Genomic DNA, 26,993 nt, shown 5'->3' on the forward strand with positions numbered 1-26,993 from the left:
GTGTGTTGCTTGGTTTTACCAAGTTCGAGCTTGGAAAGTCCAACAACATGTCTAGACTGCGTCGCATGTCACCACGCCGAAGCTACGACCAGTACTGTTCCGCAGCCCGCGCCCTCGACCTCGTCGGCGACCGCTGGACCCTGCTGATCGTCCGCGAGCTGCTGGCCGGACCGCGCCGCTACACCGACCTGCACGCGGACCTGCCGGGCGTGAGCACGGACGTACTCGCCTCACGGCTGAAGGACATGGAGCGGGACGGGCTCAGCACCCGGCGCCGGCTGCCGCCGCCCGGTGCCGCGTACGTCTACGAACTGACCGACCGCGGGCGGGAGTTGCTGCCCGTACTGGCCGCGCTGAGCGCGTGGGGGCGAGCCGAACTGGGCGAGCGGCGGCCCACGGACGCCGTACGGGCGCACTGGTTCGCGCTGCCGCTGCTGCGCTCGCTGGAGGCCGTCGCGGAGGGGGAGGGGGAAGGTCTCGTCGAAGTCCGGCTGGAGGAAGGGGACTTCCACCTCCACGTCGGTGCCGAGAAGGGGCCCGTGTACGGCGACGGGCCCGCGCCCGGCGAGCCCGACGCGCGGCTGACACTGGACGCCGTGACCTGCGAGGCCGTCAGCCGGGGGGAGTTGAGCCTCGTCGACGCGGTGCGGGCCGGGCGGGTCACGGTGACGGGTGACGGTACGACGGCCAAGGCGCTGCGCGAGGCGTGAGACGCGTGGCAGAGACGCGAGGCATGAGAAGGGCCGCCGACTCCGAAGAGCGGCGGGCCCTTTGACGTACCGTCAGGCTCCCGGCGGCACCTGCCTCGGCCGTCCCGACCCCCGCGTCAGCGCGTAGCCGCCCACTCCCGCGAGCGCCGCCAGCACGCCACCGATCGCCGTCCACACCCAGCGGTCGGACCACCAGCCGGAGGCCCAGCCGTCATCGGGTTCGAGGCTGGAGAGCACCGCCGCCTTGGCCGAATCCCCGTCGCCGTCCCCGGAGTCGGAGGTCACCGCGATCCCCGGCACCAGCGGCTGCGCCAGCGAGCCGTCCACCGCCGCCGAGCCGCCGACGTCCTTGGAGTCGACCCGCACCGACGCGTCGATCGGCTGGCCGAGGTCGGCCGTCGTCAGGCTCACCGCGGTCAGCCGGATGTAGTAGGTCCCCGGCAGCGGGTCGTCGGCCCACGGCTCCGACCAGGCCCGGACCGTACGCATCACACACGTCAGTTCCACCGACGCGGCACCCTGCGCGGCCGTGCGCGTCTGCGCCCCGTACTGGCAGGCCTGGCGGCGGCGCAGGCCGTCGTACACGTCGACCTGCCAGGTCTGGGCCGCGTGCGTGTCCGGCAGCTTCACCGTCGCCTTCACGGTGGGGCGTTGGCCGGCGTCCGCGGGGAACGACCAGTACAGGTAGTCGCCGGTGGAGGCTCCCCCAGAGGGGGGACCCCCAGCCGTCGCCTCCTGACCCTGCTCGAACTCGGTCGCCGTACGGAAGGACGTGCCCGCCGAGGTCGGCGCGCCGGCGTCCGAGGAGGCCGAGGGGGACGGCGAGGAGTCGGCCGCCGCCGGGGCCACCGCCAGTCCCAGCGTCAGCAGGGCGGCGCTCAACACATGTGTGATCCGCATCAGTTGGTCCTCCAGACCGCGACCCGCCAGCGCGAAACCCAGCCCCAGAGCAGGCCCGCGACGAACCCGACCAGCACCAGCAGGCCGAGCAGCCACCAGCCGCGCCCGAGGCCGAAGGAGGCCACGTCGGCGGAGTGCGAGGGGCCGTCCACGACGTCGACGGTCAGCTCCAGCGGGAGGCCGGGGGTGGTCTTCACGCCTGTGGCCGGCGAGAACGAGTTGGTCACCTGCAGGCACACGGTCTCCGCGGCCGGCTTGTCGCTGTCGTCGTCGTCCCGTTCGGGCTTCGGGTAGCGAAGTCCCGTGGAGATGACGTCCGTTCGGCCGTTGCCCGCGGCCTCGCCGCGCACGATCTCCCGGCCGTGCAGGGTGACGGCCCGCAGCAGCGTGCCGTAGTCGGGGCCGACGGCCCGGTCGGCCGACACGCTGACGGAGGCGCGCAGTTCCTGGCCCGCCAGGAGCTCCACGCGGTACCAGCGCTCCTGCCCGAACTCCTCGCGGTCGGTGTACAGACCGGACTTGAGCACCGGCGCGTCGGTGCACTGCGCGGCGCCCTCGGTGGCCACCGGCGTCACCACCGGATCGGCCGCCCGGTCCACCAACTGGTTGACCTTGTCGGTGAGTTCGTCGGTGTGCTCGACCGAGGTGTACGTGCCGCCGGTCGCCTCCGCGATGCAGCTGAGCTGCTTGCTCAGCTTGGTGCTCGGGACAAGGCCGAGCGTGTCGATGGTCGTGCCGATGCCCTTCGCGGCGATCTCGCGGGCCACCTCGCACGGGTCGAGCGGGGCGCAGGTGTCCTCGCCGTCGGTGATCAGGACGATGCGCTTGGAACCGTCGCCGGAGCCGAGGTCGTCGGCCGCCTTCAGCAGGGCCGGTCCGATCGGCGTCCAGCCGGTCGGCGAGAGCGTGGCCACCGCCGTCTTCGCCTCGGTGCGGTCCAGGGTGCTGACCGGGTAGAGCTGCGCCGTGTCCTTGCAGCCCGTCTTCTGGTCGTCGCCCGCGTAGTTGGCGCCCAGCGTGCGGATGCCGAGCTGGACCTCCTCGGGCGTCGCGTCGAGGACCTCGTTGAACGCCTGCTTCGCCGCCGCCATCCGGGTCCCGCCGTCGATGTCCCGGGCCCGCATGGACCCGCTGACGTCGAGCACGAGATCGACCTTCGGGGTGGCGTCGCCCGTGGGCTCGCCGGCGCTCGCCGCGGCCGGGAACGCGAGCCCGGCCGCCAGGGCGGCGAGCAGGGCACACACTCCTGCCGCCAGCCGTTGTGTTCTGATCATCGGCGGATCTTATTGATCACAGGCGCCGGGCTCCAAAACGCGCGGTCAGCGCAGGGGATTGGGCAGCCCGGTCCACTGGTCCCCGGGTGTCTGCGGCGACAGCCTCATCAGCGTCAACGCCTTCGCGGGCAACGGCTCTTCGAGCAGCGCGACCAGGTCGGGCGTGCGCGGCAGATCCCGTACGGCCGTCTCCAGCGCCGCACCCAGCGCCGGCGCCGAACCCGCCGTACCGGCCAGAGCGCCCGCGACCAGCGACCCGAACAGCTTGCGGCGCAGGGTCGGTACGTCGTCCGTGACGATCCGGCCGGTCAACTCGGGGACGGGGATGCCGTGTCGGGCCAGCCGGGCGGGGCTGACCCGGATGTCCGCGAGGTCGCGGTAGACCAGCCGGAGCGGGGCACCCGTGTCCGAGAGGACGACCAGGAGGTTCTGGCCGTGCGCCTCCAGGGCCACACCGAGCTCCAGGAGGCGCAGGCCGACGGTGAGGGTGAGGCGGGTGAAGTCCGCGAGCCAGCCGGGGGATTCGGGCAGCCCGGTGGCCGCGAGCGCCGCCACCGGCACGACCCGTTCGCCGCGGTCGGTCGCCGCGTACGTCTGCGGCGACTCCCGCAGTACGGCGGCCAGGTCGGGGGAGCCCGCGGTGGCCGCGCCCAGCGTCCGCGTGACGTGCAACAGGCCCTCCGAGCGTGCGGAGAGGGACTCCGCGAACGCCGACAAGGTCGCCGAAAGTCCGATCGAGTAGGCCGAGATGTCCCGCACCGAGGACGTCAACCGGGCACTCAGCGCGGTCTTGACGTGCGGCCCGCCGGGCACGGCGAGCGTCCGCAGGGACATCAGCGGACGCGCCGAGAACCCCGCCTCCGGCATCCCCTTCAGCACATGCGCCGCCTGCCACGGATGCACCGGCAGCAACAGCCGCCCCCCGTCCCGCAGTTCCTCCGGCCACACCCCGGTCACCAGGCACTCCTCCGCCCGCACCGGCACCGACCCGAGCTCCACGACCGGCCGGTGCTCGGGCCCGTACGCCAGCTGCTCGGCCACCGAGAAACCGGGCCGGGAACGGCAGCCTGGATGGTACGGATGCCCGTCGACCACCCGCTGCTCCCACTCCCAGTCCTGCGTCGGCCACTCTTTCGGGCGGTCCTCCTGCCCGGCCCGCGACAGCGCCAACGAGGCGACGCTGTGCCCGAGTTCGGCCGCGAAACCCTCACCGTGCGGTACGGCGAGCCCGGTCATCAGCCGCGCCGGATGGTCGTACGACACCTCGTCCAGCCGTACGGCGGAGACGTACGCGGCGGTCGCGTACGGGTCCGCGGCCGGGCCGTGCAGCCGGCGGCCGTCCCGGAGGCGCAGGGTGAGGCTCTCCCGGCCCGGCTCGCGGCCGGTGATCCACGGCAGCGGCTCGTGCGCGAGCGCCCGCCACAGCCGGGTCAGCACCGCGGCCCGGGCACCCGGCAGCTCGGCCGCGTACCGTGGCAGAAGGCCGGGGCGTACGGCGGCCAGCTCGTCGGCGACCTCGGCCTCCGCGGGGTGGGGACGGTGCACGGGTGGGCTCCTCGGGTACGAGTAGGGCGTCACGAACGGGAGGTGACGACGTACATACTGATCATCTCCGCCCGAACGGACATCGAAGAACGAGTGGATCGCGTGGAACTCATCCCCCCGCCGGCCGGTGACGACGCCGCCGACGCGTACGCGGCAGCACCGCTGCTCAACTGTCTGCTGCGCGAGGTCGCCGAGCCCGCCGGACGCGGCCGGTACCGGCTGCCCGGCGTGGACCGGCTGATGCGGGTGCGCGGCGGCCGCCGCCCCCGTGACCCCGAGGTCTACGCGGCGGGCCGCTGGCACCACATCGGCCACACCGAGCTGGTCAAACTCGTCGCCGAGGAACTGCGCCGCCACACCGGCCTGTCCAACCACGAACTCCCCGCCGAGATGATCGACAGCCGCGACGCGGTGGCCGCGATCCTCGCCGCGCGCGCCCGGGCGACGCCGCCCGAGGACCCGTACGTGCGCTCCGAGCAGTCCCTCATCACCGGCCACCCCTACCACCCCGCGCCCAAGGCGCGCGGCGGCGGCCCGGTCGCCGGGTGGCTGCCGTACGCCCCCGAGGCGTACGCCCGTTTCCCGCTCACGCTGCTCGGTGTGCGCGCGGACACGGTGGTCGAGGAGGGCGACACCTCCGCGCTCGACGCCCTCGGCGAGGCCCCGCCCGGCTACCGGCTGCTGCCGGCCCACCCCTGGCAGCTCGACCTGCTGGACCTCGACGACGCCTTCGCCGACGGCCGGCTGATCCGGCTGGGCGCGACGTCCTTCGAGGTGTGGCCGACGGCCGCGATCCGCACCCTGTACGCCCCCGACCAGGACCTGTTCCTGAAGTTCAGCCTCGACGTCCGCATCACCAACGACATCCGCCGGCTGTGGCGCCACGACCTGCGGAAACTGCGCCGGACGGACACGGCGGCGGCGCAGGCCTTCGCGGCGGTCCCGGGACCGGCCGCCTGGCTCAGCGACCGCGGCTACCGCACGGTCGACTTCGCCTTCGAGGAACTCGCCGTGCTGGTCCGCGACGGACTGCGCGGCCACCTCCTGCCCGGCGCGACCCCGCTGCTGGCCGCGGGCCTGGTGGAGGGCTTCGAGGGCAGCCCGCTCGCCGGTGCCCGGGACCCGGACGCCTGGTGGCAGGCGTACCTGCGGGCCGTCGTACCCCCTGCCCTCGCGGCCTTCGACGACCACGGCGTCGTACTCGAAGCACACCTGCAGAACACGCTGGTCGCGATGGATCCCGAGGGCACACCCGTGCAGGCGCTGTTCCGGGACGCGGAGGGGGTGAAGCTGCTCGCGGACGTGGAGCGGGCGGCCGGGTGGGAGCGGCTGGTGTACTGCCTGGTCGTCAACCATCTCACGGAGGTCGCCGCGGCGCTGGCCGAGCGCCACCCCGGCCTCGACCCCTGGCCCGCCGCCCGCCGCGCCTTCGCCCGCCACGACCTCCCGGAGATCGCGGAGCTGCTCTCCTCCCCGACCCTGCCCGGCAAGACCAACCTGCTCCTGCGCTGGACCGGCGCGGACGGAGCCGCCGCCCGCTACCTGCCGCTGCCGAATCCGCTGGCCGGTTGAGCGCTGACATACCCTGGCGGGTGTGCTGCGCGACGTGACCGCTGTTCGATACGTGACCCCGCTGAGGTCGGGCGGCTCCGTGCCCGGAGTCGTCGAGGCCGACGACCTGGGGACGTACGTCGTGAAGTTCACCGGCTCCGCGCAGGGGCGCAAGGCGCTGGTCGCCGAGGTGATCGTGGGGGAGCTGGCCCGTGCGCTGGGGCTGCGGTTCCCCGAGCTGGTCCTCGTGCACTTCGACCCGGCGATCGCCGACAGCGAGCCCCACCAGGAGGTCCGCGACCTGCATGCCGCGAGCCACGGCCTCAACCTCGGCATGGACTACCTGTCCGGCGCCGCGGACTTCACCCCCGAACTCGCCGAGCACTTCCCGGTCGACCCCCTGGAGGCGGGCCGGATCGTCTGGCTCGACGCGCTGACCACGAACGTCGACCGCACGGTCCACAGCTCCAACCTGATGGTCTGGCCGACGCTCGGCGTCGCACCCCCGCGCCTGTGGCTGATCGACCACGGCGCGGCCCTCGTCTTCCACCATCGCTGGGAGGGCGCGGACCCCGAGAAGGTGTACGACTTCCGGCACCACGCCCTCGGCCACTACGGCCCCGATGTCCGCGCGGCCGACGCGGAGTTGGCGCCGAAGGTGACGCGGGAGCTGCTGCGGCGGATCGTCGCGGAGGTGCCCGACGCCTGGCTCACGGACTTCGCGACGCCCGACGAGGCCCGCGACGCCTACGTGACGTACCTCCACGCGCGCGTGCGGGCCTCCGCGGCCTGGCTGCCCACCGACTTCCCCACCCGGGAGGAACTCGCCGCCGAGGAGGCCCTCAGAGCGGCGCGCACACAGGAAGGCCGGCCGAAGTGGCTGAAGCGGGTCCCCGACCTGCACGGCAAACCGGCCGCCGAACAGGATTGGTCGGTGCACCTCGGATGAGTCCCGTCGTACAGATCGAGTACTGCACCCAGTGCCGCTGGCTGCCCCGCGCGGCCTGGCTCGCGCAGGAGCTGCTCACCACCTTCGAGGCGGAGCTGGGCGAGCTGTCGCTGAAGCCCGGCACGGGCGGGGTGTTCGTGGTGCGGGTCGACGACGAGGTGGTCTGGGACCGCAAGGAACAGGGCTTCCCGGAGCCGACGGCCGTGAAGCAGGCCGTACGCGACCGAGTGGCCCCGGGGAAGTCCCTGGGCCACTCGGACAAGTGAACTGCCTTGCGGTGATCAGCCCTTGAGCTGCTCGTACGCGGGCAGCGTGAGGAAGTCCGCGTAGTCGGCGTCGAGGGAGACCTGGAGGAGCAGGTCGTGGGCCTGCTGCCAGTGGCCGGCCGCGAAGGCCTCCTCACCGATCTCCTGGCGGATGTTGGAGAGTTCCTCGGCGGCGACCTTGCGGGCCAGCTCCGGGGTGGCGAGTTCGCCGTTCTCGAACTCGACGCCCGCGTTGATCCACTGCCAGATCTGCGAGCGGGAGATCTCGGCGGTCGCCGCGTCCTCCATGAGGTTGAAGATGGCGACCGCGCCGAGCCCGCGCAGCCAGGCCTCGATGTAACGGATGCCCACCTGAACGGCGTTGACCAGACCGTTGTACGTCGGCTTGGCCTCCAGCGAGTCGATCGCGATCAGGTCGGCCGCCTCGACGTGGACGTCCTCGCGCAGCCGGTCCTTCTGGTTGGGCTTGTCGCCGAGGACGCGGTCGAAGGACTCCATGGCGATCGGGACCAGGTCGGGGTGGGCGACCCAGGAGCCGTCGAAACCGTCGCCGGCCTCGCGGTCCTTGTCGGCGCGGACCTTCTCGAAGGCGACCTTGTTGACCTCGGCGTCCCGGCGCGAGGGGATGAAGGCCGCCATGCCGCCGATCGCGTGGGCGCCGCGCTTGTGGCAGGTGCGGACGAGGAGTTCGGTGTACGCCCGCATGAACGGGGCCGTCATCGTGACCGCGTTGCGGTCCGGCAGGACGAACTTGGCGCCGCCGTCACGGAAGTTCTTCACGATGGAGAACAGGTAGTCCCAGCGGCCGGCGTTCAACCCCGAGGCGTGGTCGCGGAGTTCGTAGAGGATCTCCTCCATCTCGTAGGCCGCCGTGATCGTCTCGATCAGGACGGTGGCACGGATGGTGCCCTGCGGGATGCCGACGTAGTCCTGCGCGAAGACGAACACCTCGTTCCACAGACGGGCTTCGAGGTGCGACTCGGTCTTCGGGAGGTAGAAGTACGGGCCTTTGCCGAGGTCGAGCAGCCGCTGCGCGTTGTGGAAGAAGTACAGGCCGAAGTCGACGAAGGCGCCCGGGACCTGGGAGCCGTCGGCGTCGACCAGGTGCCGCTCGTTGAGGTGCCAGCCGCGCGGTCGCATGACGACCGTGGCGAGCTCGTCGTTGGGACGCAGGGCGTACGGCTTGCCCGACTTCTCGTCCGTGAAGTCGATGGTGCGGGTGTACGCGTCGGCCAGGTTGACCTGACCGAGTACCACGTTCTCCCACGTCGGCGCCGAGGCGTCCTCGAAGTCCGCGAGCCAGATCTTGGCGCCCGAGTTGAGGGCGTTGATGGTCATCTTGCGGTCGGTGGGACCGGTGATCTCGACGCGGCGGTCGTTCAGGGCCGCGGGGGAGGGGGCCACCTTCCAGGAGTCGTCGGCGCGGACGGCGGCCGTCTCCGGAAGGAAGTCGAGCGTTGAGGTGCGGGCGATCTCGGCGCGGCGCTCCGCTCGGCGGGCGAGGAGCTCGTCACGCCGGGGCGTGAACCGCCGGTGCAGCTCGGCCACGAAGGCGAGCGCCGCGTCGGTGAGGACCTCCTCCTGCCGGGGCAGGGGCTCGGCGTCGACGATGGCCAGCGGGGACGGCGCTGGTGCGGACATGAGCTGTCACTTCCTTCAGCGGTGGCACCGGGTGCCAGTCGAACCGGGTACGTCGGGAAACGCCCCTGGAGCCGGAGGGCGCTTCTGAACAGTGGATACTAGTTTCCTCATTGTGGAAGTTCAATGGTTTGTTGATGTCGAGATTCTCCGGGTCGAGGCAAGGTGGCGCTGAGTGCCACCCCGCTCACTCAAGGTGGACCAGGTCGGCCTCCGTGTCGATGTCGTACGGCTCGGCCACGTCCCCGCACTCGACGAGCGTGACCGCGTCCGCATGCGCCTTGAGGTAGGCCCGCGCCCCCCGGTCCCCGGTCGCGCTCGCGGCGATGCCGTCCCAGTGCGCGGCCCCGAACAGCACGGGATGCCCGCGTACGCCGTCGTAGGCGGCGGACACGAGCGAGGACTCGTCCTCGAAGCCGGCGAACACCCGCCGTACGGCCTCCACCCCGATCCCCGGCTGGTCCACGAGCGAGACCAGCGTGGCCCGGGCCCCCGTTCCCGCCAGCGAACCGAGCCCGGCCCGCAGCGAGGACCCCATCCCCGCCTCCCACTCCGGGTTCTCCACCAGCACACACCCGTCCAGCCGCGCCCGCTCCCGTACGTCGGCGGCGCGCGCGCCCAGGACGACGTGGACGCGGGTGCAGCCGGCCGCGCGCAGCGCGCCGACGGCGTACTCGACGAGCGGCCGGCCGCGGTGTTCCAGCAGCGCCTTGGGCCGCCCGCCGAGCCGCCGTCCACCGCCCGCGGCGAGCACCAACCCGGCCACCTGCTGTTCGTTCTGCCTCATGCGTCCTGCATACCTGACGCGGAGGCGAGTGCCCGGTTTCAGGGGGCTGAATTTCGGTCCGCACTGTGGCGCACCCGGCATCGGGTGGCGTTTACTGACCCGCGTCCCCCGGCGCCCGACCAACGCCACGGGACTGTTTCGCGGGAGCATTGCACCGAGTGAGGGCGCACGACGGCGTGCGAGGGGGAGAGCTGTGTTGCGGAGCTTGGGACAGAGGCCAGTGACCGGCAGCGACGAGGACCCGAGAGTGGCGGAACTGCGCACGGCGGTCTCCCGCCTGCGCCGTGAACTCGCCGCGCACCCCGCGGAGTTCCCCGACCGCGGCATCGCGGAGGACGAACTGGCCGCCCTGGCCGCGATGACCATCGACGGCGCCCCCGAGATCCCCCGCCTGCGCCGCTCGCTGCTCCTGATCGCCGGCGCGATCGGCTCGGTGAGCGCCCTGTCCCGGGGCCTGTCGGACGTACGCAGCGCGGTGGAGCTGTTCGGGGAGCCGCGGCGCGGCTGAGCCGGCGGACCGGACACTCACCGGGCGCTCAGTCGATGCAGAACTCGTTGCCCTCGATGTCCTGCATCACGATGCAGGAGTCGGTGCCGTCGTACAGCAGCCGCTGGCGTACCGCGCCGAGCGGAAGCAGCCGTGCGCACTCGGCCTCGAGAGCGGCCAGGCGCTCCTCACCCACGAGCCCGGTGCCGACCCGCACGCAGAGGTGCACCCGGTTCTTGACGACCTTGCTCTCGGGTACCCGCTGGAAGAACAGCCGCGGGCCCACCCCCGTGGGGTCGACGCAGGCGAACCATGAACCCCGGTCCTCGGGCGGCTGCGTGAGATCGAACTCGTCCCAACTGGCGAAGCCTTTGGGGGGTGTTGCCTCGTACCCCAGCACCTCGCACCAGAAGCGGGCGACGCGCTCGGGGTCCGCGCAGTCGAAAGTGACCTGGAACTCCTTGACCGTTGGCATCGGCGCACCTTAGCAAGCGCGCTGCTAGGCGCCGGAGCTGGCCAGCGCCTCGGAGAGTTCGACGGCCACCTGCTGCAGCACCGGCACGATCTTGTCCGTCGCGGCCTCGGTGACCCGCCCGGCCGGACCGGAGATCGAAATCGCCGCCGCCGTCGGGGAGTTGGGCACGGAGACCGCGAGGCAGCGCACCCCGATCTCCTGCTCGTTGTCGTCCACGGCGTACCCCTGCCGGCGCACGTCCTCCAGCGCCGCCAGGAAACCGTCCGCAGTGGTGATCGTCTTCTCCGTCGCGGCCGGCATCCCGGTCCGTGAGAGCAGCGCCCGCACCTCGTCGTCGGGCGTGTTCGCGAGCAGCGCCTTGCCCACGCCGGTCGAGTGCGGCAGGACGCGCCGGCCCACCTCGGTGAACATCCGCATCGAGTGCTTCGACGGCACCTGTGCCACGTAGACGATCTCGTCCCCGTCGAGCAGCGCCATGTTCGCCGTCTCCCCGGTCTCCTCGACCAGCCGGGCCAGATAGGGCCGTGCCCAGGTGCCGAGCAGCCGGGACGAGGACTCCCCGAGCCGGATCAGCCGAGGCCCGAGCGCATACCGCCGGTTCGGCTGCTGGCGGACGTAACCGCAGGCCACGAGCGTGCGCATCAGGCGGTGGATGGTCGGAAGCGGCAGCCCGCTGCTCGCGGAGAGCTCGCTCAGGCCGACCTCGCCGCCCGCGTCGGCCATCCGTTCCAGCAGGTCGAAGGCGCGCTCGAGGGACTGGACCCCGCCGGTGGCGGACTTGGCGGAGTCGGTGGTGCTGGCGCTGGACGTCGGCACGGCGCGTTCCTTTCGGGGCTGACAGGAAGGGCAGAAGCCTACCCGGCAGTCGGTTGACTCCCCGGTTGTGCGTAGCTACGTTCTGCTTGCCGGAATTCTAATTCCGCCTTGTGGAAACGTCCAGAGTGGGGGCGCGTGGAGCACTCTGGAGAAGTGTGCCCTTGACGACGCGGAAGCGGGAGTGAAGACTCCTTCAACAGAACGTTGAATTCCGTTACGTGGAAGTAAATCCCGTGTCTCGGAAGTAACGGCGGCAGAGAGAGGGGTCCGGGTGTCCGACGTAGAACTGGTGCTGCGCTCGACGCGCGTCATCACACCCGAGGGGACGCGCGCGGCCTCGGTCGCGGTCGCCGACGGCAGGATCACGGCCGTAGAGGCGTACGACGCCCCCGTCCCGGAGGGTGCCCGGCTGGAGGACCTCGGCGACGACGTCCTGCTGCCCGGCCTGGTCGACACGCATGTGCATGTGAACGACCCGGGCCGCACCGAGTGGGAGGGCTTCTGGACCGCCACGCGCGCCGCGGCGGCCGGTGGCATCACCACCCTCGTCGACATGCCGCTCAACTCCCTCCCGCCGACCACGACGGTCGACAACCTCCGTACGAAGCAGGACGTCGCCGCCGACAAGGCGCACATCGACGTCGGCTTCTGGGGCGGCGCCCTGCCCGACAACGTCAAGGACCTGCGCCCGCTGCACGAGTCCGGTGTCTTCGGCTTCAAGGCGTTCCTGTCCCCGTCCGGCGTGGACGAGTTCCCGCACCTGGACCAGGACCAACTCGCCCAGTCCCTGGCCGAGATCGCCTCCTTCGGCGGCCTGCTGATCGTGCACGCCGAGGACCCGCACCACCTCGACGCGGCCCCACAGCAGGGCGGCCCCAAGTACGCCGACTTCCTTGCCTCCCGCCCGCGCGACGCCGAGGACACGGCGATCGCCCAGCTGATCGCCCAGGCGAAGCGGCTCAACGCGCGCGTGCACGTGCTGCACCTGTCGTCCTCCGACGCGCTGCCGCTGATCGCGCAGGCCAAGGCGGAGGGTGTTCGGCTGACCGTCGAGACCTGCCCGCACTACCTCACCCTGACCGCCGAGGAAGTCCCGGACGGCGCGAGCGAGTTCAAGTGCTGCCCGCCCATCCGCGAGTCCGCCAACCAGGACCTGCTGTGGCAGGCACTGGCCGACGGCACGATCGACTGCGTGGTGACCGACCACTCCCCGTCGACGGCCGACCTGAAGACCGACGACTTCGCGACCGCCTGGGGCGGCATCTCCGGCCTCCAGCTGAGCCTCGCGGCGGTCTGGACCGAGGCGCGCAGGCGCGGCCACGGTCTGGAGGACGTGGTGCGCTGGATGTCCTCGCGGACCTCGGAGCTGGTCGGTCTCGGCCGGAAGGGCGCCATCGAGACGGGCCGCGACGCCGACTTCGCGGTCCTCGCGCCCGACGAGACCTTCACCGTGGACCCGGCCGCTCTCCAGCACCGCAACCGCGTCACCGCGTACGCGGGCAAGACCCTGTACGGCGTCGTGAAGTCGACCTGGCTGCGCGGCGAACGGATCGTCGTGGACGGCGAGTTCACCGAACCGAAGGGCCAACTCCTCAGCCGTACCCCCTGAACCCTCCCCGAAGGAGGGACCCACCCGCACCCGCAGCGGCCAACTCCCGAAAGGCACACATCTCGTGACGGCGATTCAGCGCTTCACCGGCGACGCGAACCCCTACGGAGGCGGCGACCCGTACACGGACTACCGCACCGCCGACTTCCCCTTCACCCAGTACGCCAACCTCGCCGACCGGCGGCTCGGCGCGGGTGTCATCGCCGCCAACGACGAGTTCTTCGCCCAGCGGGAGAACCTCCTCGTACCCGAGCGGGCCGAGTTCGACCCCGAGCACTTCGGGCACAAGGGCAAGATCATGGACGGCTGGGAGACGCGCCGCCGCCGCGGTGTCTCCGCCGAGCACCCGTGGCCGACGGCCGAGGACCACGACTGGGCGCTGGTCCGGCTCGGCGCGCCGGGTGTCGTGCGCGGGATCGTCGTCGACACGGCCCACTTCCGCGGCAACTACCCGCAGGCGGTGTCGGTCGAGGGCACGTCCGTCGCGGGCTCGCCGTCCCCCGAGGAACTCCTCGGCGACGACGTGAAGTGGACGACGCTCGTCCCGCGCACGCCGGTCGGCGGCCACGCGGCGAACGGCTTCGCCGTCTCCGTCGAGCAGCGCTTCACCCACCTCCGCGTCAACCAGCACCCCGACGGCGGCATCGCGCGCCTTCGCGTGTACGGCGAGGTGGTCCCCGACCCGAAGTGGCTGGAGACGCTCGGCACCTTCGACGTCGTCGCCCTGGAGAACGGCGGCCGGGCCGAGGACGCCTCCAACCTCTTCTACTCGCCGGCCACCAACACCATCCAGCCCGGCCGCTCCCGCAAGATGGACGACGGCTGGGAGACGCGCCGCCGCCGCGACCAGGGCAACGACTGGATCCGCTACCGCCTCGCCGCGCAGTCGCAGATCCGCGCGCTCGAGATCGACACGGCGTACCTCAAGGGCAACAGCGCGGGCTGGGCGTCGGTGTCGGTGAAGGACGGCGAGAGCGGCGACTGGACGGAGATCCTCCCGCGCACCCGCCTCCAGCCCGACACCAACCACCGCTTCGTCCTCCCGACCCCGGCGATCGCCACGCACGCGCGCGTGGACATCTACCCCGACGGCGGCATCTCCCGCCTGCGCCTGTACGGGTCCCTGACGGAACAGGGCGCGACGAGCCTGGCGGCACGGCATCAGGAGCTGGGCGGCTGACACGCGGGCGTGGGGCGCACCGACCCGACGGCACCGGTGCGCCCCACGTGGTGCTGTCATGGCCGTCGAGGCGCCGAGGACGCCCACCTCACCCGGCCGGAAGCCGGCGGAACTCTTTGCTCCACCTCCGGCGTTCTCCCCACGTGACACTTCAGCAAGAGATCGTCGGCAACGCCATGCAGATGGCGGTCGTCAACCTGCGCCCCGGGCAGACCGTGTACTGCGAGGCGGGCAAGTTCCTCTTCAAGACGACGAACGTGACCATGGAGACCCGCCTCTCCGGCCCCTCCAATGGCTCCGGTCAGCCTCAGAGCGGCTCAGGCGCCGCAGGCGTCGGCGGCATGCTCCGCCAGGCCATGGGCACCGCCATGCAGGTCGGCCAGCGCATGCTCGCGGGCGAGTCGCTGGCGTTCCAGTACTTCACCTCCCAGGGCGGCGAGGGCACCGTCGGCTTCGCGGGCGTGCTCCCCGGCGAGATGCGCGCCCTGGAACTCGACGGCACGCGCGCGTGGTTCGCCGAGAAGGACGCGTTCGTGGCCGCCGAGTCCACCGTCGACTTCGGCATCGCCTTCCAGGGCGGCCGCACCGGCACGAGCGGCGGCGAGGGCTTCGTCCTGGAGAAGTTCACCGGCCACGGCACGGTGATCATCGCGGGCGCAGGCAACTTCATCGATCTGAACCCCGCCGACTTCGGCGGCCGCATCGAGGTCGACACCGGCTGCGTCGTCGCCTTCGAGGAAGGCATCCAGTACGGCGTCCAGCGCATCGGCGGCCTCAACCGCCAGGGCATGATGAACGCCGTGTTCGGCGGCGAGGGCCTCTCCCTGGCCACCCTGGAGGGCAACGGCCGGGTGATCCTGCAGTCCCTCACCATCGAGAGCCTGGCCAACGCCCTGAAGAAGGCCCAGGGCGGCGACAAGCAGGGCCCGACCGGAGGACTGTTCTCGACGCACGCCGGGTGAACCGATGAGTTGCGGGCGCCCGCGGGGTCTGAGGTGATGACAACAGACCCCGCACCAGGAAGCAGGCACCCATCATGGGCAAGCTCGTCTCCACGATCTTCGTCACCCTCGACGGCGTCTACCAGGCCCCCGGCGGCCCCGAGGAGGACACCAGGGGCGGCTTCGAACACGGCGGCTGGAGTTTCGTCTACGGGGACGAGGACTTCGGCCGGTTCATCGCCGAGGTCTTCGAACACCCCGCCGCGTTCCTCCTCGGCCGCCGTACGTACGACATCTTCGCCTCCTACTGGCCGAAGGTCACCGACCCCGCCAACCGGATCGCCGCCCAGTTGAACACGCTGCCGAAGTACGTCGCCTCGTCCACCCTCACCGACCCGGAGTGGGCCGCGACCGCCGTGATCAGCGGCGACCTGGCCAAGGAGGTCACCGCCCTCAAGGAGCGCACCGACGGCGAGCTCCAGGTGCACGGCAGCGGTGCCCTGGTCCAGTCACTGCTGGCGCTCGGCCTCGTCGACACCCTCCACCTGGCGACCTTCCCGGTGGTGCTGGGTTCGGGCCGCCGCTTCTTCGTGGAGGGCGCCGTACCGACGAGGTTCCACCACACCGGCGGCAGGGTCACCGCGGGCGGCGTCTCCATCCAGACGTACGACCTGGCCGGGCGGCCCGAGTACGGCTCGTACGAGCTCCCGGAGAACCCCTGACCGGTCTCTCGTGAGGGCCGTGTGCGGTCGCGCGGCCCCACGTTAACTCCCGGAAAACTCATCGGACTTGCCGGGAAATTCTCCGGAGTTGTCATTGACATGCCACTGTCTACGCGCGTCATCATGTTGGGCATGAGATTCCCCCCACGAATCACCCGCATCGGCGCCGCAGCCGCTCTTCTGTCCGCCCTGCTCGTGGGCGGCACCGTCGCAGCCACTCCGGCGTCGGCCGCGGTCGGCAGCATCTGCTACAGCGACCTGCCCTCCCAGGCGTACGACACGCTCGACCTGATCGACTCGGGCGGCCCCTTCCCGTACTCGCAGGACGGCACCGTCTTCCGCAACGCGGAAGGCGTCCTGCCCTCCCAGCCGTCCGGCTACTACCACGAGTACACGGTCAAGACGCCTGGTTCGTCTACGCGCGGAGCTCGTCGCATCGTGACCGGTGAGGAGTACCAGGAGGACTACTACACCGCGGATCACTACGCCACGTTCGATCTGATCGACTTCGGCTGCTGAGCGACTTCCCCCGCTCAGTGGCGCGGTCAGCGAGGAACGGCGCGACCAGCCGGGAGTCCGGTCCGCGTTCAGCCGGACTTCCGGCTCTCCGCGGCGGCGAACAGCGCGACCGCCAGCACCAGCAGGGCGACGCTCGCGTAGACCCCGTAGCCGTCGAGGAAGCCGAGCCGCTGGACGAGGCCCACATGCCAGTGGGTGAACTCGTGCAGCAGGCCCAGCACACCCTGTACCAGGGCAAGGAAACCGAGTAGCTCCAGCAACCGCTTCATGGCACGACCCTCGCCCCGCGGACCCCCCACGCACATCGTCCGCGGGGCGAGGCGTGTCCGACGGAAGTTGCGCCTCCCACGGGACCCGCCGCCGAAAGTCTGCGGTGCCGCGACTTTGGTCGGGGATCCCGCACGAGGTGAGGTGCCGGGCTTCCGCACTGCGTAGATTTGTCGACCGTGAACGATGACGAGGCGACGCCGGCCGGGCCGGGCGCCGTGGGGCGCAGGTGGCTGTTTCCGTCCGCCGTGCTGCACGAGATCGACCCCGACGCCGGCCGCTCCGGGCGGCCCCGGCGCACCGCGCGGGACTGGATCGTCGACTTCACCTGCTTCGTGCTGGCCGTGGTGATCGGCCTGGCCGCCGCCGACACCCTCAACAACGACCCGCACACCCCGCACCCCCTCGCCGTCCTCGACCAGCTGCTCGGCGCGCTGGCCTGTGCCGCGGTCTGGCTGCGCCGCCGCTGGCCGCTGGGGCTGGCCGCCGCCATGATCCCCGTGGGATTCCTGTCGAACACGGCCGGCGGCGCCGCCATGATCGCCGTCTTCACCCTCGCGGTGCACCGGCCGTTCCGGTACGTCGCCTGGATCGGCGGCGTCCAGCTCGCCCTGATCCCGCTGTTCTACTGGATGCGCCCGGACCCGGACCTGCCGTACGCCGGGGCGGTCGCCTTCACCGAGCTGTTCGCCGTCACGGTCGTCGTCTGCGGCATGTTCGTCCGCTCCAAGCGGCAGCTGATGGTGAGCCTGCGGGACCGGGCCCGGCGCGCCGAGACGGAGGCGCGGCTGCGCGCCGAGCAGGCGCAGCGGCTGGCCCGCGAGGCCATCGCCCGGGAGATGCACGACGTCCTCGCCCACCGGCTGACCCTGCTCAGCGTGCACGCGGGCGCCCTGGAGTTCCGGCCCGACGCGCCCCGGGAGGAGGTCGCGCGGGCGGCCGGGGTCATCCGGGAGAGCGCGCACGAGGCGCTCCAGGACCTCCGGGAGATCATCGGCGTACTGCGGGCGGGCGAGCCGGACGACGCGGGCCGGCCCCAGCCGACGCTCGCCGCCCTGGACGCGCTGGTCACCGAGTCCCGCGAGGCCGGTATGAAGGTCACCCTCGTCAACCGCGTGAGCGACCCCGCCGCGGTCCCCGCCTCCGTCGGCCGCACCGCCTACCGCGTCGCCCAGGAGGCCCTCACCAACGCCCGCAAGCACGCCCCCGGCGCGGAGGTCACCGTGACCGTCGAGGGCGGCTCCGGCGACGGCCTTGTCATGACCGTGCGCAACCCGGCTCCCGAGGGGGACGTGACGCCCGTCCCCGGCTCCGGGCAGGGCCTGATCGGGCTGACCGAGCGGGCGACGCTGGCCGGGGGCCGGCTGGAGCACGGTGCGGAGGCTGACGGCGGTTTCGGGGTCCGGGCGTGGCTGCCGTGGGGGTGAGCACGCGCGCGTGGTCGGCGGGCCGGCCTTGGGCTCAGCAGCTCGTGCGCCCTCGGGCGGCGCGTACGCGTGTGCCCGCAGTGGCGGCCTTGGCATGTGCTCACGCGTCGTGGGGGCGGCGAGTACGCGCGCGTGCCCGCCGGGACGTCCTGGAGTGGCCGGCGGGGCATCTTCCGTTGCCGCAGGCGTGATTACGTGACCCCATGACTGCGATCAGACTGCTCCTCGTCGACGACGATCCCCTGGTGCGGGCCGGCCTGTCCCTGATGATGGGCGGCGCGGACGACATCGAGATCGTGGGCGAGGCCGCCGACGGGGCCGAGGTCGAGGCCCTCGTCGACCGCACGCGCCCGGACGTCGTCCTCATGGACATCCGGATGCCGTCGGTGGACGGGCTCACGGCCACGGAGCGGCTGCGGGCCCGCAAGGACCCGCCGCAGGTCGTGGTGCTCACCACCTTCCACGCCGACGAACAGGTGCTGCGCGCCCTGCGCGCGGGCGCGGCCGGCTTCGTCCTCAAGGACACCCCGCCCGCCGAGATCGTCGACGCGGTACGCCGGGTCGCGACCGGCGACCCCGTGCTGTCGCCCACCGTCACCCGGCAGTTGATGGAGCACGCCGTCGGCAGCGCCGGCGACACCCGGCGGGCACGCGCGCGTGAACGCGTCGACACCCTCAACGACCGCGAACGCGAGGTCGCCGTCGCGGTCGGCCGCGGTCTCGCCAACGCCGAGATCGCCACCGGCCTCTTCATGAGCGTCGCCACCGTCAAGACCCACGTCTCCCGCATCCTGGCCAAGCTCGACCTCAACAACCGTGTGCAGATCGCCCTGTTGGCGTACGACGCGGGACTGCTGGAGGAACCGGAGGCGAACGGGCACTAGCGGGCCGCCCCGAGCGTTGTCCGTGCACCGGGAGGAGAACCGGACGGGGGACGGGGGAGGGGCGGGACGAGCATGGCGGAACTGATCGACCTGGCGGAGTTCGGCGACGGCTTCCGGACCGATCCACATCCCGTGTACGCGCGCTTGCGCGAACTCGGGCCCGTGCACCGGGTGCTGCTGCCCGGATTCGGCGGCGAGCAGCGCGACGTCCATCACGAGACCTGGCTCGTCGTCGGGTACGAGGAGGCACGCGCCGCCCTGGCCGACCCGCGGCTGGCCAAGGACGGCAGCAGGATCGGCGTGAACTTCCTCGACGAGGAGCTGATCGGCAACCATCTGCTGACCACCGACCCGCCCCAGCACACGCGCCTGCGTGCCCTGGTCTCCCGCGCCTTCACGATGCGCCGGGTCGAGGAACTGCGGCCCAGGATCCAGCAGATCACCGACGAACTGCTCGACGCGATGCTGCCGCGCGGCAGCGCCGACCTCGTCGAGTCCTTCGCCTACCCGCTGCCGATCACCGTGATCTGCGAGCTGCTCGGCGTACCGGAGATCGACCGCGCGGCGTTCCGGCAGATGTCCACGGAGGCCGTCGCGCCGACCGACTCCGGGAGCGAGTACGAGGCGTTCGTCCGGCTCGCCGAGTACCTCACCGAGCTGATCGAGGACAAGCGCTGCGCCGGTCCGAGCGGGGACCTGCTGAGCGACCTGATCCGGACCACCGCGGAGGACGGCGACCGGCTCTCCCCGGGCGAACTGCGCGGCATGGCCTTCGTGTTGCTCGTCGCGGGCCACGAGACCACGGTCAACCTCATCACCAGCGCCGTCCACGCCCTGCTGACCCACCCGGACCAACTCGCCGCCCTGCGCGCGGACATGAGCCTCGTGGACGCCGCGGCGGAGGAGGCGCTGCGGTACGAGGGACCGGTGGAGAACGCGACGTTCCGCTTCGCCGCGGAGACCCTGGAGATAGCCGGCACGAAGATCGTGCGCGGCGACGCGGTGATGATCGGCCTCACCGCGGCCGACCGCGACGCCCTGCGCTACCCGGCCCCGGACCGCTTCGACCTCCACCGCGACACCCGCGGCCACCTCGCCTTCGGCCACGGCATCCACTACTGCCTGGGCGCTCCACTGGCCCGCCTGGAAGCGCGTACGGCGATACGCACCCTGCTGGAGCGGGCACCGGGCCTGGCTCCGGACGGCCCGCCCGGCGAGTGGCTGCCGGGGATGCTGATGAGGGGGGTGCGGAGTCTGCCGGTGCGGTGGTGACGCGACGGGGCGGCGGTGACAGGGCGGCGCCTTGTGGACCCGGCGGTGCTCTGCGGGCACCCGCACGCCCCGCCCTGGGCCCGCTCACCTGAACGCCGACTCCACCCCACCCGGAATCTCGATCAGCGCCACCGGTCTGCGCTCCCGTCTGGACACCTCGCACGCCTCGGCGATCCGCAGCGCCTGCAGTGCCTCGCGGCCGTCGCAGGGGTTGGCCCGCTGGCCGAGCACCACCTCGACGAACGCGGCCAGCTCGGCCTCGTACGCGGGCCCGAACCGCTCCAGGAAGCCCGACCAGGGCTTGTCGGCGGCCGGCGGCCCGGTCGGCTCGGTGGACGCGATGGGCGTACGGTCGTCCAGGCCGACGACGATCTGGTCGCGCTCGCCGGCGAGTTCCATGCGGACGTCGTAACCGGCGCCGTTCATCCGCGTCGCGGTGGCCGTCGCGAGCGTGCCGTCGTCCAGGGTCAGCAGCGCGGCGCCCGTGTCGATGTCGCCCGCCTCCCGGAACATCGGCGGCCCGGCGTCCGACCCCGCCGCGAACACGTCGACGACCTCGCGCCCCGTCACCCAGCGCAGCATGTCGAAGTCGTGGATCAGCGTGTCCCGGTACAGCCCGCCGGACAGCGGCAGCCAGGCCGGCGGGGGCGGGGCCTGGTCGGAGGTCAGCGCCCGCACGGTGTGCAGCCGGCCCAGCCGCCCCGAGCGCACCGCCTCCCGGGCGCCGCTGTAGCCGGTGTCGAAACGGCGCTGGAACCCCATCTGCAGAATCGTCCCGGCAGTTTCGACCTCGGCGATCGCCTGCAGTGTGCCGGGCAGGTCGAGGGCGATGGGCTTCTCGCAGAACACCGGCAGCCCCGAGCGCGCTGCCCGACCGATCAGTTCGGCATGGGCCGCCGTCGCCGTCGTGATGACCACGGCGTCGACGCCCCACCTGAAGATCTCGTCCACCCCCGGAGCCGCGGTCTCGCCCAGCCGGTTCGCGAGCTCCTGGGCCCGCGCCGGATCCGCGTCGGTGAGGATCAAGGACCCCACCTCGCGACTGCGACTGAGCGTGTTCGCGTGAATGGTGCCGATTCGCCCCGTACCGATGACCCCGATGCGCATGGAAACAAAGTGGGGGTTCGGTGTGCGCGCTGTCAATGCGTATGTCCGGACAATCGAACTACACAACTTCCCGTCAACAACTCGTGGAGCTACGCTCGGCGCGTGCCGAAACCAGAAGTGGACCCGACCGTCTCGCTCGAGCTCAGCGTGGACCGGAGCTCTCCCGTGCCGTTGTACTTCCAGCTGTCGCAGCAGCTGGAGGCGGCGATCGAGCACGGAGCGCTCACGCCCGGCAGCCTGCTGGGCAACGAGATCGAGCTCGCCGCACGGCTCGGCCTGTCCCGGCCCACCGTCCGCCAGGCCATCCAGTCGCTGGTCGACAAGGGCCTCCTGGTGCGCCGCCGCGGTGTCGGCACTCAGGTCGTGCACAGCCAGGTCAAGCGCCCGCTGGAGCTCTCCAGCCTCTACGACGACCTGGAGGCGGCCGGGCAGCGCCCCGCCACGAAGGTGCTGGTCAACACGGTCGTCCCGGCCACCGCCGAGGTCGCCGCGGCCCTGGGCGTCGCCGAGGACAGTGACGTCCACCGCGTCGAGCGGCTGCGCCTGGCCCACGGCGAGCCGATGGCGTACCTCTGCAACTTCATCCCCCCGGGCCTCCTGGACCTGGACACGGCCCAACTGGAGGCCACCGGCCTGTACCGCATGATGCGCACGGCGGGCATCACCCTCCACAGCGCCCGCCAGACGATCGGCGCGCGCGGCGCGACGGCCGCTGAGGCCGACCGCCTGGCCGAACCGGAGGGTGCCCCTCTCCTCACCATGCAGCGGGTGACCTTCGACGACACGGGCAGAGCGGTCGAGTACGGCACGCACACGTACCGCCCGACCCGCTACTCCTTCGAGTTCCAGTTGCTCGTACGGACGTGAGGATCCAGGCGACGGAGTCCTCTTTGTCGTAATGTCGCGACAAATGCAGCCGTGTGCCGCAAGGCATACCCTCCTTTGCTCCCCGGCTCGGCACTCACCGTGAGCGTGCGGCAGAATCGGGCCTTGATGAGCACCTACGGCAACTTCACGGCCCCCATAGGCTCCCGCCGCGCGCCCGCACTGCGAACCGTCGGCACCCGGGAGCGGCGGTCCCACCTGACCGCCCCCCGTGTCCCCACGGTCGGCATCGACATCGGCGGTACCAAGGTGATGGCCGGCGTCGTCGACGCCGACGGCAACATCCTGGAGAAGCTCCGCACGGAGACGCCGGACAAGTCCAAGAGCCCCAAGGTCGTCGAGGACACCATCGTCGAGCTGGTCCTGGACCTGTCCGACCGGCACGACGTGCACGCGGTCGGCATCGGCGCGGCCGGCTGGGTCGACGCCGACCGCAACCGCGTCCTGTTCGCGCCCCACCTCTCCTGGCGCAACGAGCCGCTGCGCGACCGCCTGGCCGGCCGCCTCGCCGTGCCCGTCCTGGTCGACAACGACGCCAACGCGGCCGCCTGGGCCGAGTGGCGCTTCGGCGCCGGACGCGGCGAGGACCACCTGGTCATGATCACGCTCGGCACCGGCATCGGCGGCGCGATACTGGAGGACGGCCAGGTCAAGCGCGGCAAGTACGGCGTCGCCGGCGAGTTCGGCCATATGCAGGTCGTGCCCGGCGGCCACCGCTGCCCGTGCGGCAACCGCGGCTGCTGGGAGCAGTACAGCTCCGGGAACGCGCTGGTCAGGGAGGCCAAGGAACTCGCCGCGGCCGACTCCCCGGTGGCGTACGGGATCATCGAGCACGTCAAGGGGCAGATCGGCGACATCAGCGGTCCGATGATCACGGAGCTGGCCCGCGAGGGCGACGCGATGTGCATCGAACTGCTGCAGGACATCGGCCAGTGGCTCGGCGTCGGCATCGCCAACCTCGCCGCTGCCCTCGACCCGTCCTGCTTCGTCATCGGCGGCGGCGTCTCCGCGGCCGACGACCTGCTGATCGCCCCCGCGCGCGACGCCTTCAAGCGCCAGCTCACCGGCCGCGGCTACCGCCCCGAGGCCCGGATCGTGCGCGCCCAGCTCGGCCCCGAGGCCGGCATGGTGGGCGCCGCCGACCTGGCCCGCCTGGTCGCCCGCCGCTTCCGCCGCGCCAACCGCCGCCGGGTGGAGCGCTACGAGCGGTACGCGCGCTACACCGAGGGCCGCCGCTCCACCCGGGACACCGCATGACGGCATCGCTGCCGCGCCAGGCGGCGCCCCCGGACGAACCCCGGCAGCCGGCCGAGGACCGCCGTCACAAGATCCGCCGCCGGGCCATCACCCTGCTCATCATCGGGCTGCTCATCGGCGTCCCGGCCGGCTATCTGGTCATCTCCGCCGCCCAGAGCCGCGACAGCGGCAAGGACAAGGAGGCCAAGTACGCGGCGACCGGCCTCACCAAGGGCTGGCCGTCGAAGGTGCAGCGCCGCCTCTACCAGGTCCCGATGCCGCACCCCTCGGGCAAGGTCGCCTCGTACGAGACCAACAACTGGAAGACCAGCCGCCTCTACGTCCAGTTCCAGACGCCCCTGCGGAACCTCGACGTCTTCCTCGCCAACCTGGGCGTCCGGCGCAGCGACCTGAAGAAGGGCGACATCACCATCAGCGCCCGCGACCAGAAGATCACCGGCTGGAAGTTCGACGGCCCCGGCCCCTGGTACGGCCTCGTCCACAAGCAGAAGAACCCGAAGCCGACGCAGGACGTGGTCGTGAGCCTGGCCGACCCGAACAACCCGTTCTTCTACGTCGTCTCCCGCACCGTTCCGTGACAGGCGGGCCCCGGCGGGCCGTCGCCGGGGCCGATTGTCAGACCCCGCCCGTAGAGTCGAAGACGTCTGATCCGACACACGGGTGGGAGGTGACAGGTCGTATGAGCACAGGCACGACCGCGGTGGCCGAGCGGGAGCGCGGAGCGGGGGATTCCGTCCCGGTCCGGCTGGCGGCCGTCTTCCTGCCCGCGCCCCTGCCCAGGGACGGCCGGGTCGCCTTCTGGGACCCCGAGGGCGGACAACTGCCCGCCGAGGACACCGAGCTCACCGTCGTACGACCGCACGGCGCGGGAGTACGGCGCAAGGCCGCCCCCGCCCTCACCCTGCCGGTCGGCGAGGCCCTGCCCCTGCTCGTGCGGGCCCGGCGCGACCCGGCCGCCCACCCCGCCACCGCCTGCTGGGGAGCGGCCGCGCTGCACGCCCTGCGGCTCGTCGCGCGCGGACGCCTGCTGCCCGGCCTGACCGCCACCGGCCACGACGCCTGGCGGGCCGGCCCGCTCGACCCGGACGACATCGCGCACATCCGCGCGGTCGCCGCCGCCCTGCCGTACGAGGGCCACGCGGTCCCGCTGCCCGGCCCGGGCCCGCTCCGGCTGCCCGAGCCGGAGGCGCTGATGCGCTCCTTCCTGGACGCGGTCGCGGACACCCTGCCCCGTACCCCGGCCGCACCGCACGCCTCCGGGAAGCCCTTCGCCGACCGCCGTCCGCAGCGGTTGCCCGGCGCCCACGACTGGGCGGCGGAGGTCGCCGCGGGCATGGACGCGGGCGTGCGCATCTCGCTCCGCCTCGACCTGTCGGCGTACGAGCTGTTCGACAGCGAGGAAGGCGTGCGCATGGCGGGCGCCGCCATCGTCCAGGTGCACAGCCTCGCCGACCCCACACTCGTGGCCGACGCGGCGGCCCTGTGGGCCGGCCAGGCGGACGCGGTGTTCGGCCCACGCGCGCGGGTGGACGCGGCCCTCGCCGTGCGGCGCGCGGCCCGGATCTGGGCACCGCTCGACCGGCTCGCCGAGCAGGACGTGCCCGACGTGCTGGCCCTGTCCGACGAGGAGCTGGGCGAACTGCTCGGCGTGGCCGCGACCCGGCTCGCGGCGGCCGGGGTCGCCGTGCACTGGCCCCGGGACCTGGCCCAGGACCTCTCCGTGGCGGCGATCGTACGGCCCGCGCCGGGCTCGGCGACCGACGGCACCGGTTTCTTCGAGAGCGAGGAACTGCTCCAGTTCCGCTGGCAGTTGGCGCTCGGCGGCGATCCGCTCAGCGAGGCCGAGATGGACGCGCTGGCCGAGGCGCACCGGCCGGTCGTCAGGCTGCGGGACAGCTGGGTCCTGGTCGACCCCGCCCTCGTCCGCAAGGCCCGCAAACGCGAACTGGGCCTGCTCGACCCGGTCGACGCGCTCTCCGTCGCCCTCACCGGCAGCGCGGAGGTCGACGGCGAGACGGTCGAGGCGGTACCGGTCGGCGCCCTGGCCGCCCTGCGCGACCGCCTCACCACGGGAGTGCGGCCGGCCGCCCCGCCCCCGGGCCTGCACGCCACCCTCCGCGACTACCAACTCCGCGGCCTGGCCTGGCTGGACCTCATGACCACGCTCGGCCTCGGCGGCTGCCTGGCCGACGACATGGGCCTCGGCAAGACGATCACGGTCATCGCCCTCCACCTCAAGCGCGCCCGCAGCGAGCCGACGCTGGTGGTCTGCCCGGCCTCCCTCCTCGGCAACTGGCAGCGGGAGATCACCCGTTTCGCCCCCGGCGTCCCCGTCCGCCGCTTCCACGGCCCGGACCGCTCGCTCGACGGCCTCGACGCGGGCTTCGTCCTGACGACGTACGGCACGATGCGCACGGCGGCCGCGCAACTGGCCGAGCAGCGCTGGGGCATGGTCGTCGCGGACGAGGCACAGCACGTCAAGAATCCGTACTCCGCGACGGCGAAGGCCCTGCGCACGATCCCGTCCCCCGCGCGCGTGGCCCTCACCGGCACCCCGGTCGAGAACAACCTCTCCGAACTCTGGGCCCTGCTCGACTGGACCACCCCCGGACTCCTGGGCCCCCTGAAGTCCTTCCGCGCCCGGCACGCACGCGCCGTCGAGAACGGCGAGGACGAGGAGGCGGTACAGCGACTGGCCCGGCTGGTACGGCCGTTCCTGTTGCGCCGGAAGAAGTCCGACCCGGGGATCGTGCCCGAGCTGCCGCCCAAGACCGAGACCGACCACCCCGTGCCGCTCACCCGGGAACAGGCGGCGCTGTACGAGGCGGTGGTGCGGGAGTCGATGCTCGCCATCGAGACCTCGCAGGGGATCGCGCGCCGGGGGCTGGTACTGAAGCTGTTGGGCGCGCTGAAGCAGATCTGCGACCACCCCGCGCTGTACCTCAAGGAGGAGCCAGCGGCCGACGCCCGCGCCCTGGCCCGCTCGGGCAAACTCGCGCTCCTGGACGAGCTGTTGGACACCCTGCTGGCGGAGGACGGCTCGGCGCTGGTCTTCACGCAGTACGTCGGAATGGCCCGCCTGATCACCGCCCACCTGGCCTCCCGGGCGGTCCCGGTGGACCTCCTCCACGGCGGCACACCGGTCCCTGAACGGGAGCGCATGGTGGACCGCTTCCAGAGCGGCGCGACGCCGGTCCTGGTGCTGTCCCTCAAGGCCGCCGGTACGGGCCTGAACCTCACCCGCGCGGGGCACGTCATCCACTTCGACCGCTGGTGGAACCCGGCGGTGGAGGAACAGGCCACCGACCGCGCCTACCGCATCGGGCAGACCCAGCCCGTCCAGGTCCACCGGCTCATCACCGAGGGCACGGTGGAGGACCGCATCGCCGAAATGCTGGAATCCAAGCGGGCGTTGGCCGACGCGATCCTGGGCAGCGGCGAGTCGGCCCTGACAGAACTGACCGACCGCGAGCTGTCCGACCTGGTGTCCCTGAGGAGGCCGACATGACGGGCGGCCCGGCGGAC

Annotated in this window: 26 protein-coding genes; 17 read left to right on the forward strand and 9 right to left on the reverse strand. The window is 72.1% G+C overall.

Annotated features, from left to right (window positions below):
* Positions 1-65: 65 nt before the first annotated feature.
* The gene (locus tag ABZ848_RS27640; RefSeq protein ID WP_360836157.1) at positions 66-710 is read left to right on the forward strand and encodes a winged helix-turn-helix transcriptional regulator; all 645 of its coding nucleotides are present in this window, start codon (positions 66-68) and stop codon (positions 708-710) included.
* Between the two features lie 72 nt (positions 711-782).
* On the opposite strand, the gene ABZ848_RS27645 is transcribed toward ABZ848_RS27640, so the two are convergent.
* The 3 genes from ABZ848_RS27645 to ABZ848_RS27655 are packed head-to-tail and all read right to left on the reverse strand — an operon-like array spanning position 783 to position 4,429.
* Complete coding sequence (locus ABZ848_RS27645) at positions 783-1,610, reverse strand: hypothetical protein (RefSeq protein WP_360836159.1); 828 nt, start codon at positions 1,608-1,610, stop codon at positions 783-785.
* Entirely contained in the window at positions 1,610-2,884 is a 1,275-nt protein-coding gene (locus tag ABZ848_RS27650) for a VWA domain-containing protein (RefSeq protein ID WP_360836161.1), read from the reverse strand. The genes ABZ848_RS27645 and ABZ848_RS27650 overlap by 1 nt, the downstream gene beginning before the upstream one ends.
* A gap of 45 nt (positions 2,885-2,929) precedes the next feature.
* The gene (locus ABZ848_RS27655; RefSeq protein WP_360836163.1) at positions 2,930-4,429 is read right to left on the reverse strand and encodes an IucA/IucC family protein; all 1,500 of its coding nucleotides are present in this window, start codon (positions 4,427-4,429) and stop codon (positions 2,930-2,932) included.
* Positions 4,430-4,522: 93 nt separating this feature from the next.
* Here ABZ848_RS27655 and ABZ848_RS27660 point away from each other — a divergent pair, with 93 nt between their 5' ends.
* The 3 genes from ABZ848_RS27660 to ABZ848_RS27670 are packed head-to-tail and all read left to right on the forward strand — an operon-like array spanning position 4,523 to position 7,195.
* On the forward strand, positions 4,523-6,001 hold the full coding sequence (locus tag ABZ848_RS27660) for an IucA/IucC family protein (protein WP_360836245.1): 1,479 nt from the start codon (positions 4,523-4,525) through the stop codon (positions 5,999-6,001).
* 22 nt (positions 6,002-6,023) lie between these two features.
* The gene (locus ABZ848_RS27665) at positions 6,024-6,929 is read left to right on the forward strand and encodes a HipA family kinase (RefSeq protein ID WP_360836165.1); all 906 of its coding nucleotides are present in this window, start codon (positions 6,024-6,026) and stop codon (positions 6,927-6,929) included.
* Positions 6,926-7,195 carry a SelT/SelW/SelH family protein gene (locus ABZ848_RS27670; RefSeq protein ID WP_360836167.1) on the forward strand — a complete coding sequence of 90 codons (270 nt, stop codon included), beginning with the start codon at positions 6,926-6,928 and terminating at the stop codon, positions 7,193-7,195. The genes ABZ848_RS27665 and ABZ848_RS27670 overlap by 4 nt, the downstream gene beginning before the upstream one ends.
* A gap of 15 nt (positions 7,196-7,210) precedes the next feature.
* On the opposite strand, the gene aceB is transcribed toward ABZ848_RS27670, so the two are convergent.
* Both aceB and ABZ848_RS27680 read right to left on the reverse strand, forming a co-directional pair.
* A complete protein-coding gene (gene aceB, locus ABZ848_RS27675) occupies positions 7,211-8,836 on the reverse strand; it encodes a malate synthase A (RefSeq protein ID WP_360836169.1) in 1,626 nt (541 codons plus the stop codon).
* Between the two features lie 184 nt (positions 8,837-9,020).
* Positions 9,021-9,620 (reverse strand): nucleotidyltransferase family protein, encoded by a 600-nt coding sequence (locus ABZ848_RS27680; RefSeq protein ID WP_360836170.1) that lies wholly within the window; start codon positions 9,618-9,620, stop codon positions 9,021-9,023.
* Between the two features lie 220 nt (positions 9,621-9,840).
* Here ABZ848_RS27680 and ABZ848_RS27685 point away from each other — a divergent pair, with 220 nt between their 5' ends.
* Positions 9,841-10,128 (forward strand): DUF5955 family protein, encoded by a 288-nt coding sequence (locus ABZ848_RS27685; RefSeq protein WP_360836171.1) that lies wholly within the window; start codon positions 9,841-9,843, stop codon positions 10,126-10,128.
* A gap of 28 nt (positions 10,129-10,156) precedes the next feature.
* Here the strand turns inward: ABZ848_RS27685 and ABZ848_RS27690 are convergent, their stop codons facing one another.
* Both ABZ848_RS27690 and ABZ848_RS27695 read right to left on the reverse strand, forming a co-directional pair.
* Positions 10,157-10,582, reverse strand: coding sequence for a VOC family protein (locus tag ABZ848_RS27690; protein WP_360836173.1), 426 nt, complete (start codon positions 10,580-10,582; stop codon positions 10,157-10,159).
* 24 nt (positions 10,583-10,606) lie between these two features.
* A complete protein-coding gene (locus ABZ848_RS27695) occupies positions 10,607-11,398 on the reverse strand; it encodes an IclR family transcriptional regulator (protein WP_360836175.1) in 792 nt (263 codons plus the stop codon).
* A 271-nt stretch (positions 11,399-11,669) separates the two neighbouring features.
* Here ABZ848_RS27695 and allB point away from each other — a divergent pair, with 271 nt between their 5' ends.
* From allB to ABZ848_RS27720, 5 genes are all read left to right on the forward strand, one after another.
* Positions 11,670-13,007 (forward strand): allantoinase AllB, encoded by a 1,338-nt coding sequence (gene allB, locus ABZ848_RS27700; protein ID WP_360836177.1) that lies wholly within the window; start codon positions 11,670-11,672, stop codon positions 13,005-13,007.
* A 64-nt stretch (positions 13,008-13,071) separates the two neighbouring features.
* Positions 13,072-14,187: an allantoicase gene (alc, locus tag ABZ848_RS27705; RefSeq protein WP_360836179.1), complete on the forward strand. Its 1,116-nt coding sequence runs from the start codon at positions 13,072-13,074 to the stop codon at positions 14,185-14,187.
* 143 nt (positions 14,188-14,330) lie between these two features.
* On the forward strand, positions 14,331-15,149 hold the full coding sequence (locus tag ABZ848_RS27710; protein ID WP_360836181.1) for an AIM24 family protein: 819 nt from the start codon (positions 14,331-14,333) through the stop codon (positions 15,147-15,149).
* A 74-nt stretch (positions 15,150-15,223) separates the two neighbouring features.
* Positions 15,224-15,850, forward strand: a complete 627-nt coding sequence (locus tag ABZ848_RS27715; RefSeq protein ID WP_360836183.1) for a dihydrofolate reductase family protein — start codon at positions 15,224-15,226, stop codon at positions 15,848-15,850.
* A gap of 132 nt (positions 15,851-15,982) precedes the next feature.
* Positions 15,983-16,369 (forward strand): ribonuclease domain-containing protein, encoded by a 387-nt coding sequence (locus ABZ848_RS27720; RefSeq protein WP_360836185.1) that lies wholly within the window; start codon positions 15,983-15,985, stop codon positions 16,367-16,369.
* Between the two features lie 68 nt (positions 16,370-16,437).
* On the opposite strand, the gene ABZ848_RS27725 is transcribed toward ABZ848_RS27720, so the two are convergent.
* A complete protein-coding gene (locus tag ABZ848_RS27725; protein WP_360836186.1) occupies positions 16,438-16,638 on the reverse strand; it encodes a hypothetical protein in 201 nt (66 codons plus the stop codon).
* A gap of 168 nt (positions 16,639-16,806) precedes the next feature.
* Between ABZ848_RS27725 and ABZ848_RS27730 the strand changes: the two genes are divergently transcribed.
* The 3 genes from ABZ848_RS27730 to ABZ848_RS27740 all read left to right on the forward strand — a co-directional run bounded on the left by ABZ848_RS27730 (position 16,807) and on the right by ABZ848_RS27740 (position 20,219).
* On the forward strand, positions 16,807-18,063 hold the full coding sequence (locus tag ABZ848_RS27730) for a histidine kinase (RefSeq protein ID WP_360836188.1): 1,257 nt from the start codon (positions 16,807-16,809) through the stop codon (positions 18,061-18,063).
* A 203-nt stretch (positions 18,064-18,266) separates the two neighbouring features.
* A complete protein-coding gene (locus ABZ848_RS27735) occupies positions 18,267-18,947 on the forward strand; it encodes a response regulator transcription factor (RefSeq protein ID WP_360836190.1) in 681 nt (226 codons plus the stop codon).
* A 72-nt stretch (positions 18,948-19,019) separates the two neighbouring features.
* Entirely contained in the window at positions 19,020-20,219 is a 1,200-nt protein-coding gene (locus ABZ848_RS27740) for a cytochrome P450 (protein WP_360836192.1), read from the forward strand.
* An 84-nt stretch (positions 20,220-20,303) separates the two neighbouring features.
* Here ABZ848_RS27740 and ABZ848_RS27745 read toward each other — a convergent pair whose 3' ends face one another.
* Positions 20,304-21,326 carry a Gfo/Idh/MocA family oxidoreductase gene (locus ABZ848_RS27745; protein WP_360836194.1) on the reverse strand — a complete coding sequence of 341 codons (1,023 nt, stop codon included), beginning with the start codon at positions 21,324-21,326 and terminating at the stop codon, positions 20,304-20,306.
* A gap of 117 nt (positions 21,327-21,443) precedes the next feature.
* On the opposite strand from ABZ848_RS27745, the gene ABZ848_RS27750 reads away from it, so the two are divergent.
* The 4 genes from ABZ848_RS27750 (at position 21,444) to ABZ848_RS27765 (ending at position 26,976) form a co-directional block, all read left to right on the forward strand.
* Complete coding sequence (locus ABZ848_RS27750; protein WP_360836247.1) at positions 21,444-22,193, forward strand: GntR family transcriptional regulator; 750 nt, start codon at positions 21,444-21,446, stop codon at positions 22,191-22,193.
* A 126-nt stretch (positions 22,194-22,319) separates the two neighbouring features.
* Positions 22,320-23,468 carry an ROK family glucokinase gene (locus tag ABZ848_RS27755; protein WP_242763710.1) on the forward strand — a complete coding sequence of 383 codons (1,149 nt, stop codon included), beginning with the start codon at positions 22,320-22,322 and terminating at the stop codon, positions 23,466-23,468.
* Positions 23,465-24,046 carry a sugar kinase gene (locus ABZ848_RS27760; RefSeq protein ID WP_360836196.1) on the forward strand — a complete coding sequence of 194 codons (582 nt, stop codon included), beginning with the start codon at positions 23,465-23,467 and terminating at the stop codon, positions 24,044-24,046. Before ABZ848_RS27755 ends, ABZ848_RS27760 begins: the two co-directional genes overlap by 4 nt.
* Before the next feature lie 101 nt (positions 24,047-24,147).
* The gene (locus ABZ848_RS27765; RefSeq protein WP_360836198.1) at positions 24,148-26,976 is read left to right on the forward strand and encodes a DEAD/DEAH box helicase; all 2,829 of its coding nucleotides are present in this window, start codon (positions 24,148-24,150) and stop codon (positions 26,974-26,976) included.
* Positions 26,977-26,993 lie beyond the last annotated feature (17 nt).

The sequence above is a fragment of the Streptomyces sp. NPDC047081 genome (assembly GCF_040643775.1).
GTDB lineage: Bacteria > Actinomycetota > Actinomycetes > Streptomycetales > Streptomycetaceae > Streptomyces.